At 31.3% G+C, this 17,451-nt stretch carries 14 protein-coding genes; 3 read left to right on the top strand and 11 right to left on the bottom strand.

The genetic code is table 11. The annotated features are described in order from the left end of the window. Together RDK80_RS08125 and RDK80_RS08120 are read right to left on the bottom strand one after the other, a co-directional pair. On the bottom strand, positions 1-1,528 hold a 1,528-nt coding region (locus RDK80_RS08125; protein ID WP_308523984.1), incomplete at its 3' end, for a methyl-accepting chemotaxis protein. Positions 1,529-1,739: 211 nt separating this feature from the next. Then, complete coding sequence (locus RDK80_RS08120) at positions 1,740-3,524, bottom strand: methyl-accepting chemotaxis protein (protein ID WP_308523983.1); 1,785 nt, start codon at positions 3,522-3,524, stop codon at positions 1,740-1,742. 235 nt (positions 3,525-3,759) lie between these two features. On the opposite strand from RDK80_RS08120, the gene RDK80_RS08115 reads away from it, so the two are divergent. After that, a complete protein-coding gene (locus tag RDK80_RS08115) occupies positions 3,760-5,343 on the top strand; it encodes an ATP-binding cassette domain-containing protein (protein WP_308523982.1) in 1,584 nt (527 codons plus the stop codon). 301 nt (positions 5,344-5,644) lie between these two features. On the opposite strand, the gene phnE is transcribed toward RDK80_RS08115, so the two are convergent. From phnE to RDK80_RS08070, 9 genes are all read right to left on the bottom strand, one after another. Beyond that, positions 5,645-7,222: a phosphonate ABC transporter, permease protein PhnE gene (gene phnE, locus RDK80_RS08110; RefSeq protein ID WP_308523981.1), complete on the bottom strand. Its 1,578-nt coding sequence runs from the start codon at positions 7,220-7,222 to the stop codon at positions 5,645-5,647. Beyond that, positions 7,194-7,925 (bottom strand): phosphonate ABC transporter ATP-binding protein, encoded by a 732-nt coding sequence (gene phnC, locus RDK80_RS08105; protein ID WP_256312304.1) that lies wholly within the window; start codon positions 7,923-7,925, stop codon positions 7,194-7,196. The genes phnE and phnC overlap by 29 nt, the downstream gene beginning before the upstream one ends. Positions 7,926-7,936: 11 nt before the next feature. Then, positions 7,937-8,809, bottom strand: a complete 873-nt coding sequence (locus RDK80_RS08100; protein ID WP_216556404.1) for a phosphate/phosphite/phosphonate ABC transporter substrate-binding protein — start codon at positions 8,807-8,809, stop codon at positions 7,937-7,939. Between the two features lie 164 nt (positions 8,810-8,973). Next, the gene (locus tag RDK80_RS08095) at positions 8,974-9,696 is read right to left on the bottom strand and encodes a helix-turn-helix domain-containing protein (protein WP_308523980.1); all 723 of its coding nucleotides are present in this window, start codon (positions 9,694-9,696) and stop codon (positions 8,974-8,976) included. A gap of 73 nt (positions 9,697-9,769) precedes the next feature. Then, complete coding sequence (locus RDK80_RS08090; protein WP_308523979.1) at positions 9,770-10,597, bottom strand: PucR family transcriptional regulator ligand-binding domain-containing protein; 828 nt, start codon at positions 10,595-10,597, stop codon at positions 9,770-9,772. A gap of 171 nt (positions 10,598-10,768) precedes the next feature. Next, positions 10,769-12,148, bottom strand: coding sequence for an amidohydrolase (locus RDK80_RS08085; RefSeq protein ID WP_308523978.1), 1,380 nt, complete (start codon positions 12,146-12,148; stop codon positions 10,769-10,771). Between the two features lie 22 nt (positions 12,149-12,170). Beyond that, the gene (locus RDK80_RS08080; RefSeq protein WP_308523977.1) at positions 12,171-12,860 is read right to left on the bottom strand and encodes a hypothetical protein; all 690 of its coding nucleotides are present in this window, start codon (positions 12,858-12,860) and stop codon (positions 12,171-12,173) included. Between the two features lie 27 nt (positions 12,861-12,887). Next, positions 12,888-13,583, bottom strand: coding sequence for a DUF5058 family protein (locus RDK80_RS08075; RefSeq protein WP_256312308.1), 696 nt, complete (start codon positions 13,581-13,583; stop codon positions 12,888-12,890). Between the two features lie 166 nt (positions 13,584-13,749). Continuing rightward, positions 13,750-15,033, bottom strand: a complete 1,284-nt coding sequence (locus tag RDK80_RS08070; RefSeq protein WP_308523976.1) for a trypsin-like peptidase domain-containing protein — start codon at positions 15,031-15,033, stop codon at positions 13,750-13,752. 407 nt (positions 15,034-15,440) lie between these two features. On the opposite strand from RDK80_RS08070, the gene RDK80_RS08065 reads away from it, so the two are divergent. Further along, a complete protein-coding gene (locus RDK80_RS08065) occupies positions 15,441-16,103 on the top strand; it encodes a response regulator transcription factor (RefSeq protein ID WP_094902938.1) in 663 nt (220 codons plus the stop codon). Beyond that, complete coding sequence (locus RDK80_RS08060; RefSeq protein WP_094902936.1) at positions 16,100-17,449, top strand: cell wall metabolism sensor histidine kinase WalK; 1,350 nt, start codon at positions 16,100-16,102, stop codon at positions 17,447-17,449. Before RDK80_RS08065 ends, RDK80_RS08060 begins: the two co-directional genes overlap by 4 nt. The last annotated feature ends 2 nt before the right edge of the window (positions 17,450-17,451 follow it).

Below are 17,451 nucleotides of genomic sequence, written 5' to 3'. Positions count from 1 at the left end.
TTGATGCATTTAACTCTTCAGCCATTGCTGCTGTTTCTTGAGATAAGTTATTTACAAATACTGCATCTTTCTCATAATTGATTCCAGTATCTATTAATAAATCATAGTCCTTTCTTACATTTCCACCTACAAAATCTAATATATCTTGAGCATTGATAGATAAGTGTGTAAATGCAGATCCTACGTCTCCAACTACCTTTTGAATATCTGCTACATATGCATCAGATTGTTCTGCTAGTTTTCTTATCTCATCTGCAACTACTGCAAATCCTTTACCTGCTTCTCCTGCTCTTGCTGCTTCTATAGCTGCATTTAAAGCTAATAAATTTGTCTGAGATGCAATTGATGCTATGGATTCTGCTATAATGGAAATTTCATTTACTATTTTTCCTTCTTCTATAGCATTTAATATTGCCTGTTCTTTCTCATTTAGTAAATTATCTGCAACTCTTTTTGATTCCTGTCCTTGGATTTTTATTTTCTCAGCTCTTTCCTTAATTTTTGCTGATTCTGCATTTCCATCTGATGAACTAGATGCAAGCTGAGTCACTCCAGAATTTGCTTCCTGTATTGTAGCTGTCAACTCCTCTGTAGCAGCATTTATCTCTTGAATATCATTTACTATATTTAAAGTGTTATTTGATATTGTTTCAAATGTTGAGCTAATTTCCTCAATTGTGGCTGAAAGTTCTTCAGAAGAAGCTGATACATCTTGAGATTCTGATGATATTTTTATTATTGTAGATTTTATCTTTTCTTGAGCCAACTTTAAAGCTTTGATAAGTCTACCTAGTTCATCATTAGACTTAGACTCTTCTATCTCAAATCTTAAGTCCCCATTACCTAGTGCCTCAGCAAAACCTAGACCCTTTCTTGTTGAAGATGTTATATATCTACACAAGAAAAATGCTAATGAAAAAGCTATTGTAAATCCTATTGTAACTATGATAATCATAAATATTTTCGTGGAATTAGCTATATTACTATTACTTTGATCTTGGACTTCCGCCAGGTTCTGATTATATGCTATTAAAGCATTAATTTCATCGAATACTAAGGTACTATATATCTCTAGATTATCAATTGCTTTTGCTGCAGACATTCCACTGCTGCTTTTAACTAGATCTAAAGATTTGTCAAGTTCATCTCTATATTTTTCAGTTTTTTGCTTATAATTATCCCATATCTCTACTTCTTCAGCTAACATTTCCCTAGATTCATATTTATCCATTATTATTTCATTATTATCTCTTAAATCCGTTATAGTTTTTAATAAATCTTCTATTGCACTGCTATTTCTTGCTTGTTTTAAATGCTGAAGAACTATTTCTTGATGTAGCATATTGCCTCTAATTTGATGTAATTCATCAATACTTTGTAAATAATCAGTATACATCAAAAATGCATTATTACCTATTGAGTTCACAGCTAAAGTCCCTAATATCCCTATACTAACTAATAATGTATTAATAATTGTAAAACCTATAATTAACTTTACCCTTATGGAGCTATTTCTTATCCATTTCATTTTACCCCTCCATTATATTGTTAATTTAATATTTATGTATCATATATATAATACTCATATGAGTTTTGTATTTCAATAGGTCTTTTGTCAATGTTTGGAAAATAGTGTCGATTTAAGTATTTGTTCTGTAATCTTTGCAAAACCTTGAAGTTCAGTAGACAAAAGTAAGTAAATACTAAACTAGCTAAAATAAGGAAGACTAGCAAATTTGCTAGTCTTCCTTAATCTTAAATAAGTGTATCAAACCATTTAGTTGCTCTGCAGTTGCAGCCTGATGATCTGCAGCAGCGGCTATTTGCTCTAATGCTGTTACTGTTTCTTTCATTCCCATCATTACTTCATCAGAATTAGCAGAAGCACTATTCATACTACCCGCTACATTCTGTATTACCGATGATATCTCTTCAATTGATGCATTTAACTCTTCAGCCATTGCTGCTGTTTCTTGAGATAAGTTATTTACAAATACTGCATCTTTCTCATAATTGATTCCAGTATCTATTAATAAATCATAGTCCTTTCTTACATTTCCACCTACAAAATCTAATATATCTTGAGCATTGATAGATAAGTGTGTAAATGCAGATCCTACGTCTCCAACTACCTTTTGAATATCTGCTACATATGCATCAGATTGTTCTGCTAGTTTTCTTATCTCATCTGCAACTACTGCAAATCCTTTACCTGCTTCTCCTGCTCTTGCTGCTTCTATAGCTGCATTTAAAGCTAATAAATTTGTCTGAGATGCAATTGATGCTATGGATTCTGCTATAATGGAAATTTCATTTACTATTTTTCCTTCTTCTATAGCATTTAATATTGCCTGTTCTTTCTCATTTAGTAAATTATCTGCAACTCTTTTTGATTCCTGTCCTTGGATTTTTATTTTCTCAGCTCTTTCCTTAATTTTTGCTGATTCTGCATTTCCATCTGATGAACTAGATGCAAGCTGAGTCACTCCAGAATTTGCTTCCTGTATTGTAGCTGTCAACTCCTCTGTAGCAGCATTTATCTCTTGAATATCATTTACTATATTTAAAGTGTTATTTGATATTGTTTCAAATGTTGAGCTAATTTCCTCAATTGTGGCTGAAAGTTCTTCAGAAGAAGCTGATACATCTTGAGATTCTGATGATATTTTTATTATTGTAGATTTTATCTTTTCTTGAGCCTCTTTTAATGCTCTCATAAGCTTACCCATTTCATCATTAGATTTAGACTCTATCATTTCAAATCTTAAGTCTCCATTACCTAGTGCTTCGGCAAATTCTAGACCCTTTTTGACAGCTCCAGATATGCCAAAGGATAAAAATATCCCTAAAACAATTGCAACAGCAAAGCTACCTATAAATATTATATTCATTGTAAAGGAAACGAGTTTATACGCTATGTTATTATCATTGGCTTGTTCTCTCGCCATATCTTGATTGATTAAAATCAGCTGATCTATTCTTTCAAACATTTCATTTGTAAAATCTGATAATGCCCTAACTGATACAGTTATGGAAGCTGCACTCTCTCCAACCTTATCTAAAATTTTTTCACGTCTCGATTCATAATATTCTACATCACCTTTTAAGCCTTCCCATATTAACTCAACATCTTCAGCCATATCTCTACTTTCAAATCTATCCATTATTTCTCTATAAGATACTGTTATATCTTTTACTTGCTGTACATATTCTTCTTTACGAGACACACTGTCTTCCCCTGCCATATATTGAAGCATTATGGTTATTTTTTGCAACGTTGATTTAAGCATATGTAAATCATCAATATTTTGCAAATTATAACTATACATCATTTCTGCACTTTTATTAATCTTTCTCATATTACTTGTACCTAACAGACCTATGACACCTACAAAAATAGATATAATTAAAAACCCTGCAATTAATTTAGTCTTTATGGACCTATTATTTATAATTCCTATACCATTACTTCCTAGTTTTTTTAAATATTTAGTCAGTGAATCTTTCTTATCTCTTATTTTCATAGATTTTATTACCCCCTGTCCAATTTAAAAATTATTTCTATGCCCTAATAATTTCCATATTCTAATTGTATATTATATAGGTTGTCAATACAAGGAGAATTTGTCGGATTTCCTCTAAGACTCATAGTTCTAAAGTCCTAAGTCTTAAATTAATATTTTCTCTTTTTTCTATGTTTTCTTTCTAATTTATGATATAATATTATGATGTAAATTTTAAGTAAGGGATGGAAATAAATTGATTAGTGTAAATAACGTAAGTTTAAGATATGGATCACAAAAATTATTTGATGATGTAAATTTGGTATTTACTCCAGGTAATTGTTATGGTGTAATTGGAGCTAATGGAGCTGGAAAAAGTACTTTCCTTAAAATCTTATCTGGTGAAATTGAACCAAACACTGGTGATGTTTCTATAGCTAAAGATGTTCGTATGTCAGTCCTCAAGCAAGACCATTTTGAGTATGATGACTGTGAAGTAATTCAAACTGTAATAATGGGTAATAAAAGACTCTATGAGATAATGGTAGAGAAAGACGCAATTTATGCTAAAGAGGATTTTTCTGATGAAGATGGTATCAAAGCATCTGAACTTGAGGCAGAGTTTGCTGAGATGGATGGCTGGAGTGCTGAATCTGAAGCTTCTTCTTTATTACAAGGTTTAGGCATCGGTACTGAACTCCATGAAAAAAAAGTAGCCGATTTAACTGGTAACGATAAGGTTAAGGTATTGCTTGCTCAGGCCTTATTTGGAAAACCTGGCATACTAATACTAGACGAGCCTACTAACCATCTTGATGTAAAATCAGTAAGATGGCTGCAAGAATTCTTGGGAGATTTTGAGGGTACAGTCATAGTTGTATCCCATGATAGACATTTCCTTAATGAGGTATGTACTCATATGGTGGATATTGACTTTGGTAAAATAAAAATGGTTATAGGAAACTATGATTTCTGGTACGAATCAAGTCAATTAGCACTTCAGATGATGAAGGATCAAAACAAGAAGAAGGAAGATAAAATTAAAGAGCTCCAAGCCTTTGTTGCCAGATTTAGTGCTAATGCTTCGAAATCTAAGCAAGCCACTTCTCGTAAGAAACTGTTAGACAAGATAACTTTAGATGATATTATACCTTCTACTAGGAGATATCCTTTTGTTGGCTTCACTATGGAAAGGGAAGTTGGCAATGAAATTTTAACAGTGGAAGATATATCTAAAACAATGGATGGCGTAAAAGTATTAGACAATATTAGCTTTAGAGTAAATAAAGGTGATAAAATTGCCTTTATTGGAGATGAAATAGGTATTACTACTTTATTTAAAATCCTGATGGGCGAAATAGAGCCAGATAGTGGCAGCTATAAATGGGGAATTACTATTACTAAATCATATTTCCCTAAAGACAATTCGGAGTTCTTCAATGATGTGGATTTAAACCTAGTGGATTGGCTACGTCAATTCTCAGTTGAACAGTCTGAAATATATCTAAGAGGATTTTTAGGCAGGATGTTATTCTCTGGAGAAGAAGCATTAAAACAAGCAAAGGTATTATCTGGTGGAGAAAAAGTAAGATGTATGCTATCTAAGATGATGCTAAATAATGCAAATGTTTTAATTCTTGACCAGCCTACAAACCATCTAGACTTAGAGTCTATTACTTCCGTAAATAATGGCTTAAAAGACTTTAAGAGCAATGTACTATTTACTTCTCATGACCATCAATTTATTCAAACTATTGCAAACAGGATAATTGAAATAAAACCTGATGGATTTAACGATAGAACTATGACTTATGAAGAATTTATAGAGAAATTTTATTAGAAAAAAGATCCTTCATTTTATGAGGGATCTTTTTACTTGATTCTTGTAGGACTCCCTCTACTATAATAAATTAATTTATAGATATATTGAATTATGGTATAATCCTCCATAGCCATTAATTGAAGGGTATTGAAAAAACAGCAGCCACTCAAAAATCTTTATCAAATATTCCAAAATAAAGCCACTACCAATAAATAAAGAGAACCTGAAAATCTATGATGGTTATTTCTCTGAACTTATTTCCTAGCTCTTCGATACAAATATCCTATAAATTATTATTTACTCTATAGGATATTTTCTATTACATAAGCCTCTTCCTTAAATAATTACTAAATCTATCAATAGCTATTATCATCAATGATATACCTAAGAGTAAAAATCCCACCTGCTCCCAATTTCTCCATGTTATATTCATTACTAAAGTGGTTCCTATACCTCCAGCTCCAATTACACCTAAAATAGCAGAATTTCTAATATTGGATTCTAATCTATATAATACTAAACTAATAAAAGTTGGAAATGTATGGGGTAAAAGTCCATATCTATAGCTATGAAATTTCGTTGCCCCTGTTACAATTATACTATCTTGAATATTTCTTTCAGCATTTTCTAATACTTCACTATACATTTTTGTAAGTACACCTGTTGTATAAATACTAAGAGCCATGGCTCCAGCTAATGGGCCCGGTCCCACACCACGAAAAAATATTATTGCAGTTATAAGTGGAGGAAAGGTTCTTAATATATTTACACTTCCTTTAAAGAATAAAGCTATTTCTTTTTTGGGAGATGTATTATATGCAGTTAAATAAGAAAGTACTAAAGAGAAAAATGCACCTACTATAGTAGAAAATATAGCTATGAAAAAACTTTCTTTTACTCCATCTATAAGCTTAGGAAGATATGATATATCTATTTTAATCATCCTTCCTATTATATTCGCCCCTTGATTTAGTCCAATTAACAATCTATCATAATTTATATCCAATGACTTAAATGCTAAGGATAACAATCCTATAAGTATTATAGGAATACAGATTATCTTTAATATTTGAAACCTCTTATAATTTTCTATTAATTTAAAGTTAATAGATAGACTTTTTAAATACTTTCTAATAAACAAACTTAATAAATCTATTGATAGAATGGTCAAAACCAAAATCAATATTATAGTAGCTAAATTATCATATCTTAAATGATTTAAGTCTCTCCACATAATCTGTCCTATTCCGCCAGCTCCAACTAAACCCAATATAGTTGCAGACCTAATATTAGTTTCTAATACAATAAAAAATACCGAAATAGATAATTCAAAGATATATGGCAAAATACAATATCTTAGTACTTGTATAGAGTTAGCCCCTACAGATTTAATGGAATTCAATTGATTTTCCTTAATCGATTCAATATATTCTCGAAATAGCTTCAAAGACATTAAAAATCCGATAATTATAAGAGCTATAATTCCTGAAAACCTGCCTATACTAAATACACTGACTAATAAAGCTGCCCATATTAAGCTTGGAATAGTTCTAAAAAAAGAGAATAATCCATTTAATATATCTGCTAGATATTTATTAGGTGCAATATTATCAGAGACAAATATAGAAAATGGCAAAGCCAATATTACTCCCATTATGGATGAAATCATGGCAATTTGAATTGTCTCAATTAACCTTTCAAATACCTCCGTTCTATAGGACAGATTGGGACTTAACATCCTTTCAAAAAGGCCAAGCATACTTGGTATACCTTTATACAGTCTAATAAAATTAAAGTCTACCTTATTCCCTAAAAAAATTAGAATAATAATAGCTCCCAATAAATATAAAATTTTATATATTCTTTTATTATTGATATATCTTGTTAAGGAGTTCATCGCTTAAGTCACCTGCTTTTCCATCATATAAGATTTTTCCCTTTTTTAAAGCTATGATTCTATCACAATATCTCTTGGCTAGATTTACATCATGAAGGTTAATTAATATTGTAATGTTGTTCTTTTCATTAATGGTTTTAAAATATTCCATTATAATTTTGGAAGTTGATATGTCAAGACTTGCAACGGGCTCATCGGCTAATATGATTTTAGGATTCTGGCAAAGAGTTTTTGCAATCGACACCCTTTGTTTTTGTCCCCCACTTAATTGATCTGCCCTTTCAAACATCTTTTCACCTAGCCCCACTTGCCTTAATGCCTTACTTGCACTTTCATAGTCTTCATCATTAAATATACCAAAAATTGATTTAAAAGAAGACTTATATCCAAGTCTTCCTACCAATACATTATCTAAAACTGAAGATCTATCAATCAAATTATAATCTTGAAAAACAAAACCTATGGATCTTCTTATGGTTCTAAGCTGAGAATTTTTAAGCCCTATTATATCTACATCATCTACATAGACCTTTCCCTTTATAGGTCTAACTAGTAGGTTTATAGTCTTTAATATACTAGATTTACCGCTACCAGATGAGCCTATTATCCCTACAAATTCTCCCTGATCTATTTCTAGATTTATATTATCTACTGCTAATGCCTTTCCATCATATGAAACTGTAATATTCTCTAGTTTTAGCATTAGATCAACTCCTAATTACCCTCTTTTAAATCAACATTCATAGACTCTGCCGTAGTCCTTATAATATAGTAATCATCATCTGTTGCTTCTTCAAATCCATACATATTAAATAATTCCTTCAAAAGCCTTGAACCTTCTTCAGATTTTGCAACATTCAATAAAGCATTTTTTATATTTTCTTGAAGCTCTTTATCCATATTACCTCTCACAGTTACAGATATATTTGGAATATAATCTGTATAACCTAATACTTCTGTTTTTTCCATAGCGTCTGGGAAATCTTCCTTATATCTATCTCTCGCATCTACAAAGGTAGTAGCTACATCAACATCACCATTTAATAGTAATTGTAGGGCTTTATCATGCCCTCCACCATATACATATTCTATATCCTTTTCTATATCTATTCCCTCTTTGATTATATGTGCTCCAGGAAATAGATAACCTGATGTAGAAGACGGATCTACGAATGCTACTTTTCTCCCCTTTATATCGGAGAAATTTTTAATTTGACTATCTTTTCTTACTAGAAATTGAGAACGATATTTTCCTTCTCCAGATTTATTTAATGCGGTTAGTATAACACCTGCATTACTCTCTTGATTAGCTAAAACATAGGCAAATGGAGGAATAAATCCAAAATCAACTTGCCCTGACCCTAATCCTTCTACTACCCCAACATAATTAGTGGCAGTGAATCCTTCTACTTTAACTCCAAGTTCCTTAGATAACATTTCTGTCAATGGTTCTACAGATTCTATTAGCTTATCTCCATCTTGCATAGGAACAAAACCCATTCTGATAACTTCTTCTTTCTTTTCCGTACAGCCAACAATTTGAGTAGCTAAAGCTACAATTAATAATAAAATAATTATTCTTTTCATTGCGTTCCCCCTCAATTTAAATTATTGATTACAGAATACTACACTTTCATATTAATTGCAATACACTTTTAATATATTTTAATTGTGTCACCATATGTATCGTTACACTTTATTCGTTCATTAAAAAAGATAGCTAATAGCTATCTTTTCTGTTCAATAATAGTTTATTTAATTAATTTTAATAAAACCTCAAGTTTTAATCTATTCATAGGATCTTCCATGTCAAAATTTATTAAATTATTTATTTCTTCTATTCTTTTTCTAACTGTGTTTATGTGTAAGAAAAGTTGCTTTGCCGTAAGACTATAATTCATTTTACACTCTAGATATACTTTTAGAGTTTCTATAAGCTCACTATGCTCTGGATTTTCAATCAAAATTTTAATATCCTTTGACATTATTTCTAATTCATCTTCCTTTATATCCATCCAAGCAAAAACTCCTAAATCAGAATACTTTAGATAATATTCATCGGGATATAATATTTGACCAATCTTTATAGTTTGTTCACATCTTATATAATTTCTTTTTATTTCATATACTGTACTTTCATTATCCGAAATACCAAAAACTATATTTATATCTTCAATCTTTGACTCAATTCTTTTTTTGAAAATCTCAGCTGATTTTTTCATTAACTTTAAGTTTTCTTTTTCAGAAATTCTATTATCTATTGGAAGTAGAAAAACACACCTATTGTCATCTATCATAGCCATTCTAGCTTCCATGTGTGATATACTGCTACTTACGGCTTCCTTAAGTTCATTTTTGTAGCTAACTAGATGAGCCTCTTTCCTTTCTTGCTTCATCAAAATCAAATAATAATTTAAATTTATATCTAAACCTAGATCAATAGCTCTTTTAGCTATGGTTTCATCATCTAGCAAGTTACCTGATATGATTTCTGCAATAAATTTTTCAAAACCTATGTCTCCAATGCTTTGTGCTACTAATATTTGTTCATATAGAGATTGAAGAAGTAAAAAAACCTATTCGTAATGCAAATTGGTCAAAATAATCTATAAGTCCTGTAGCTTCAACTACTACAAAATAAGCTTTTATCTTATCTCCCACTGTAATAGGTACAGTAATCCAGCTATAGGGCTTATCGTATTTATCGTCATAAAACCTATATCTTATCATTTTAAGGTTATCACATAATATTTCTTTTGTAACCTCAATTGTTGGATTCCAAAAATCTCCTATTTGAATATCTTCCAATAATTCTAAAAATGTAGGAGAGCTATAATAAGCCTTTTCAGATGATAAATCATAGAGCATTGCAGGAAAATTCATTTCTCCTTCCATTTGTGATAATATCTTATTTATCTTTCTTGATTGATAAGTCAAATTAGAAAAACTCTTTGGGTTAATATTTCCTATCCTAAATTGTCTAATATTTTTATTCATTACAAGTACATTAAGTTGGTTCATAATTTCCATCCATGAAGGACCCATGGGAATATTTATTAAAGGTATATTATATTCATTAAACACATCTGTTATATAATCTGGGATAGTCTTTAAATATCTATCTAACTTAATTCCCATACCTGATATTTCCCTAAATATATCACTATTAATATATTCTTCAAACAGCCTTGGATGTTGTTGAAATACATAACCTGATGATATAACAAATTCTCTACCTTTAGTCCATTTATATCCATCTGGGGCATCGAGGATTGCAATTCCTTGTATTTGCTTATCTAAACCTCCCTGTCCTGCTATGACTTTAAAATCTTTGAAAAATTCTGCTCTAAGCATTTCTCTAATAGTTAAACCCATAGTACCACCTGTTCCTATTTAATGTTAATATTATACCACAAATTTTTTTATGTATGAAAAAAAGAGATTCTTTGCATCTCTTATTATGGTATTACTAGAGATTTCCAAAGAATCTTTTACTAAATTTATTGTTAACTTTAAATTGTTATTATTGAACAATTTAAATCATCACTACTCAATTGGGCTTACATATTTTCTTTTTTCTGTTCTTTTATTAAACTCAGCATTTGCTTCCTCCACTAATTTAGGGTCGTTTAATAAATCATACATCATTCCTGAAAAAATCTCTGCTGCATATATCATACCCTTCATACCCATTGATGATCCAGAAGATGAAGTTGCTTGCCATGAATGAGCTGGTACTCCTAGTGGCCAGGTAGCAGTTAGGAATAAATTCATTGGCATTATCCATGATACATCACCACTATCAGAGGAACCTGAAACTACTACAGAGTTTACATTTTCTTTTTCCAATACTTCTTGATGTATATATATTTTTTCATCACTATCCGATGATATAAATTTTTTAATTTCAGCCTCTACCATATTTGGATCTAAAGTTTCTTGTATAGCTTTTGCAAATCGAAGTTCTTCTTCTGTATATGTTGGTGAACCAATTTCCACCATATTTTTATGAGTTAAATCAAATAACACTTTATTGGGTAACATCTCATAACATCCACCTAATACCTCATATTCAACTGTTGTTTCCGTCATCATTGCTGCACCCTTTGCGATTTTAAATAATCTTTCTGTTATTTCTTCCACATCTTTTCTATAAGGTGCTCTGACAAAATACCAAGATTCTGCTTCCTTTGGAACAATATTTGGTGCTCCACCTGCGTTGGTTATGGTATAATGAATTCTAGCTGAATCTATAACATGCTCTCTTAGATAGTTGGCACCTACATTCATTAACTCTACAGCATCTAAAGCAGATCTACCAGATTCTGGTGATTGAGCTGCATGAGCAGATATCCCATGAAACTTAAATTTGATTGAGTTATTGGATAAAAATCCTCTTTCTATTGCTGTGTTTGCATTCATTGGATGCCAGCTAAGGGCCAAATCACATCCATCAAAAGCTCCAGCTTTAATCATCTTTACCTTACCTATTAAAGTCTCTTCTTCAGGACAGCCATAAAATCTTATTGTACCATTTATCTTAGTTTCCTCTAGATACTTTTTAATTGCCAGTACAGACCCTAGGGCTGCACTACCTAATAGATTATGTCCACAACCATGACCAGGACCATTTACCTCTACTGGACTAAATTTTGTATCTAAGGACTGAGATAGTCCTGGTAATGCATCATACTCGCCTAATACTGCTATTACAGGAGAACCACTGCCATATTCACCAATAAAAGCATTCTCCATTCCCTTTACTTCCTTTATTTCAAATCCATAAGATTTTAATATTTCTTTAAATGAATTAGATGATTCTTTTTCATTTCCTGAAGTCTCTGGATTATTCCATACCTTTAAGCTCAATTCTTTTACTTCTTCACTTACACCCTTTAAATATTCTAATACATCTGATTTATTCAATCTAAACCCTCCCTAACTACTTTTATATAAGTTTTTTCTTATATAGAGCTGTACCTATACCGATAGTTCCAAATACTGCTCCTAATGTGACTATATATGTTGGATTACCTGGCAAGAAACTAAATACTCCTCCTTTTAATGCAAAGGTTAGTGCTAGTGCTATCCCTAATGCGATTGGTGCTAGTTTTAATTTTTTAAGAGCAAATTGAACAAATATTGCTCCAAATAATGCAGGTAATAAATAGTTAAATGAAACAACTACACTTTCTGGTAGTAACTCTAATATTGCAGCACCAGCAAATACTCCTAAAGCTAATATTACGATATTTACGATAACTGATATAGCCATACCTAATGTTGCTATAATAGTTCCTTCTTTTGTACCAGGTTCTACCCCTGCTACATTCTGGGATACTGCTGCAGCTGGAATTCTAAGATTTGAAATATTTCCAGTTATAAATGCCATATATGTTCCCGGCACTCCAACTATCGGAAAATATGATATTGGTTCAACTACCCAGTTTATACCTGCTGCTGATGCTATAGCTATAAATGCTGTAATTATTGCACTTACAGGGGGAAGAAGCTTATATATTACTGCAAGGACTAATGCTGGTCCAAATGATAATAATATGCCTAGCCAACCAGTTATCTTTCCCCACTTGATTATATATGGTAAATACACTCCATCATAGTGATTATTTTTTTCCATTGTAATAGCCTCCTCTATTATCTCTACTTATACTAATGCTGCTATTAACATTCCACCAAATAATGCTAAGGTTAAAGCCCATTCCTTTAGCCATTTAATATTCTTTTTATCTGCTATTGGAAATAGTATCAACATTATAGTTCCACCTACTAATGCTGCAATGGTATTTTTATTCATTGCTACTAGATGTCCTGATACTAGTGAACCAAAGGATCCTAACATAGCTGCTACTGATATAATACCTAATAATCCTTTGTCACCTTTTGAAAACTTAACTTGTACTTTCTCCATTTTGTCTGCTGTCAATGTAGCAAATACTATCCAACCAATAGAACCAAGTATCATAGTCCAAACTGCATTTGCAAATGCTATATTAGTCATTGGGTCTATTCCCATCTTAACTCCTACTGCCTCTGCTCCGAATCCTGCTGCCATCATCTCAAACATGACAGAGCCTATAAAAGATAATCTCATCCATGCCATAGGGCCACCTACTGTTACTAATAATGATAAAAGACCTGTTAAAATTACTATTGAAGGCCCTATTGATGTAATAAAACTACTTTTCATTGCACTTTTCATTTGTCCTTCTGTAAGTCCTATTTCTTTTCCTGTATTATAAGATTTTTTAGCAAAGATAATTGCTTGAAATAATGCCAAGGTTATTGCAAGTCCTGCTGCCAACCACATTGGAAAGCTATTTGCAATTTGTAAATAGTCCATATTTATTCCTCCTTAGTTTGTTGTTTATCTAAATCTTATCACTCTCATATATGTCAAACCAATGTAAAAACTTTTCTTATTTAATCAAATTTGTGAAAATATTTTCAAAAAATAAAAAAATAACCTATGAGAAGGGGGACTACTCATAGGTTATCTTATTTACAGTTTATCTTATATCTGTAAACTCTATATCAATCTTTTCTTCAGTATTATTCCTTATAATTGTTAATGTTGCTTTATCTCCTTGTTTGTATTTATATAATACTTTTTTAAGTTTACTCATATTGTCTATTTCTGTATTATCTATTTTTGTAATAATATCTCCATTTAATAGGCCAGCTCTAGATGCAGGAGTATTTTCTGAGATTTGAATTAATATTACTCCTTTATCTGTTGTCAATTTAACTCCAAGTCTAGCTTGATAATCCTCAACGGAAACTCCTGATATTCCCATAAATACAGTCTTATATGATCCATTTTTAACTACTTCTTCCACTATTGCCTTTGCTTCATTTATAGGAATAGAAAATCCTAATCCCTCTGCTGTTTTTATCTTGGCTGTATTGATACCTATTACCTCACCTTTACTATTTAAAAGTGGTCCACCACTGTTTCCTGGGTTAATGGATGCATCTGTCTGTATTAAATCTTCTATCACGTTATTTGTACTTACTTGGATAGATCTATGAAGTCCAGAGATTATACCTGAGGTAACTGATCTTTGAAATTCTAATCCTAATGGATTTCCAATGGCTACGGCTATCTCACCAACTTCTAGTTTATCTGAATCTCCTAAAGTAGCTACTGGAAGCCCGGTAGCCTCTACTTTAACTATAGCTAAATCCAATGTACTATCATTCCAAAGTACTGTTCCTGATTTTTTATCACCATTTTCAAATAACACATTAACTTCCTTGGCATTTCCATCTGCTACCACATGGGAATTTGTAAGAATATATCCATTACTGTCTATTATAACTCCAGAGCCTACACCTTCTACTTCTTGTTGAGAGAAGAAATACTGTTGTAACTCTACAGAAGTTATACCTACTACTGAACTCATAGCCTTCTTAGCTACAGCTGATACTGTATTTATATCATCACTAGTTGTAATATTTATCGGTGCTGCTGTATATGCGGTGTTATTTGGATTAGGTAATACCCTGCCATATAGACTTGGTGCTATATATATGGAAGATAAGCCTCCCACAAGTGAAGCAGCTAATGCTATTGCTATATAGGATATTAAACTACCTCTAAAGGATTTCTTCTTTGGCTCCTTTTTTTCTCCACAGCTCCTATATATATGAATATCTTCTGGTATTTTATAGTTTTCTTTACTTCCTATGACTTCCTCAAACTCCTCTGTCTCTCCTATGATCTTCTCTGTCTTTTCTAGATTCTCATCGATTTCATTTTCTTCTATTCCATAATCTCTATTTTCATCCATAATACTTCCTCCCATTTTATCAATTTACAGTTCGCAATTCACTAGATGAACAAACCCTAAAGGACTACTGAATTATACCCTGCGGGGCAAATATCAGTAGCTAAGTGATGAACACAAAATCAAAAACCATGATTTTGGTTCCCTACTTAAATTCACAATTGAAAGCTCAAATCTTCGCCACAATAAAAAATCCCAAGAACAACGTTGTTTCTTTTAATCTTTTAATTCTTTTAATTGTGCATTGTGTATCGTGCATTGTGCATTTTATTTTTATTATCTCAATTCTAATCTAAGAGTATGAAAATAATATGGTGAAATTATGTTTTTGTTGTGGGATTTGGTTTTTCTTTTTGTATATTTGATATAATATCCTTAAATAAATGGAATTATATAATGGGGTGATTTATATGTCCTATAGAATATATTTAGTAGAAGATGATGAAAACTTGAATTTAGTACTTACATCTTATCTAAAAAAAGAAGGCTGGAATGTGGTTTCATTTTTAAATGGTCTTGATGCAGAAAGATCTATCTCAACTCCGCCTGATTTATGGATTTTAGATATTATGTTACCTGATATTGATGGATATCAATTAATTAAAGAAATCAAATCAGCTACACCTAGTATCCCAGTTATATTTATTTCTGCTAGGGATGCTGATATTGATAGGGTAGTAGGACTTGAACTAGGTAGTGATGATTATCTGCCTAAACCATTTTTACCAAGGGAATTGGTAATTCGTGCTAGAAATCTTCTAGATAGATTTAATACCAATGCTTCTACTATAAGCAACCTGTCCCCATATGCTATAAATGATAACAGTAGGGTGGTTAAGCTTGGAGAAAAAATAATTGATCTTACATCTAAAGAATATGATTTATTAATATACTTTGCTAAAAATCCTAGCATAGCATTGTCTAGAGAACAAATATTAAACCATGTATGGGGAAACGATTATTTTGGCTCCGATAGGGTTGTAGATGATTTAGTTAGAAGACTTAGAAAAAAAATGCCAGACCTTGATGTGGAAACTGTCTATGGTTATGGTTATAGGGTGAATAAATCATGAAGAATTATCCTTTATCTGTTCAAATTTGGATTGTTATCGCCATTATTACCCTATCTATCTCTATACTGTTGGCATTTATACTTCCTTCTACTCTAAGGAGTTTTTTCACAAGGGAGGTCTATGCCTCTATTCATGCCGCTCAAGATTTAGTATTTAATCAATTTGATAGTAATGTATATAGAGACTATATTGGGCCAGACTTCTTTGGTGAAGAGCAAGTATTAGAAAACATTCGAACTGTAAAGCATTTTATAATATATGATGACAACAGACCAATAGCAAGCTTTTCAATTTCTGAAGACTTTTTAAAAAAAGCTCAGGAGCAAGCTATTGTTCAAAGAAACATTAGTCAAGAATATAGTGGCGATATAAATGGAAAAAAAGTATTTTATATTATTTCAAAATGTAAAGTACTAAACCAAGATGCTTTTCTCGTATCCTATATGGGTGATTCTTATAGAGAAGACCTAGTTCAAACTCTATTTAAAAGGCTTATTAACCTCATGGGCTTGGTATTTCTATTCAGCTGGATTCCAGCCATACTACTATCTAGGTATTTATCTAAACCATTAGTAAATTTAGAAAAGAAAGTAGAAAAATTAGCTAATAATGAATGGAATGAACCTATTGAGCTAAATAGAAGAGATGAAATAGGAAAATTAGGTTATTCTATTGAACATCTTAGAAAACAGCTTATACGCCAAGATGAAGCTGAACAGTCTTTCCTACAACATGTATCCCATGAGCTAAAAACTCCAGTAATGGTCATTCAAAGCTTTACTCAAGCTATTAAAGACGGTATATATCCAAAAGGTACTTTAGATGATTCTATAGATGTGATAGATAATGAAGCTAAAAGACTTGAAAAAAAGATTAAAAATTTACTATACCTAACTAAGTTAGATTATTTATCTAATCATGAAATAGATAAAGTTAATTTTTCTCTTGATTCCTTAATTAAAGAAATAATAGAGAGATTTTCTTGGCATAGAACAAATATTAATTGGAATCTAGACCTTATTCCTATATCTATAGAAGGTGACTTAGAGCAATGGAAAATTGCAATTGAAAATCTATTAGATAATCAAATACGGTATGCAAATAGTCAAATTCTTATTTCTTTGAAGAAAACTGATAATAAAACTCTCTTAAGAATATGGAATGATGGTCCACATATTGAAGAAAATCTTTTAAATACCATGTTTAATAAATTTAATAAAGGTTATAAGGGCGAATTTGGATTAGGTCTAGCCATAGCATATAAAATAATTAACGCACATAGTTCTAATATCTTTGCTATAAATGAAAAAGAAGGGGTATCATTTTATATAGAGATCTCTAGTTAGGA

Origin of the sequence: uncultured Tissierella sp., from assembly GCF_902479755.1 — a bacterium.
In the GTDB taxonomy this organism is placed as follows: domain Bacteria; phylum Bacillota; class Clostridia; order Tissierellales; family Tissierellaceae; genus Tissierella; species Tissierella carlieri.
Note: the sequence above shows the minus strand (reverse complement) of the source record. Positions and strands in the feature narration are given on the sequence as shown.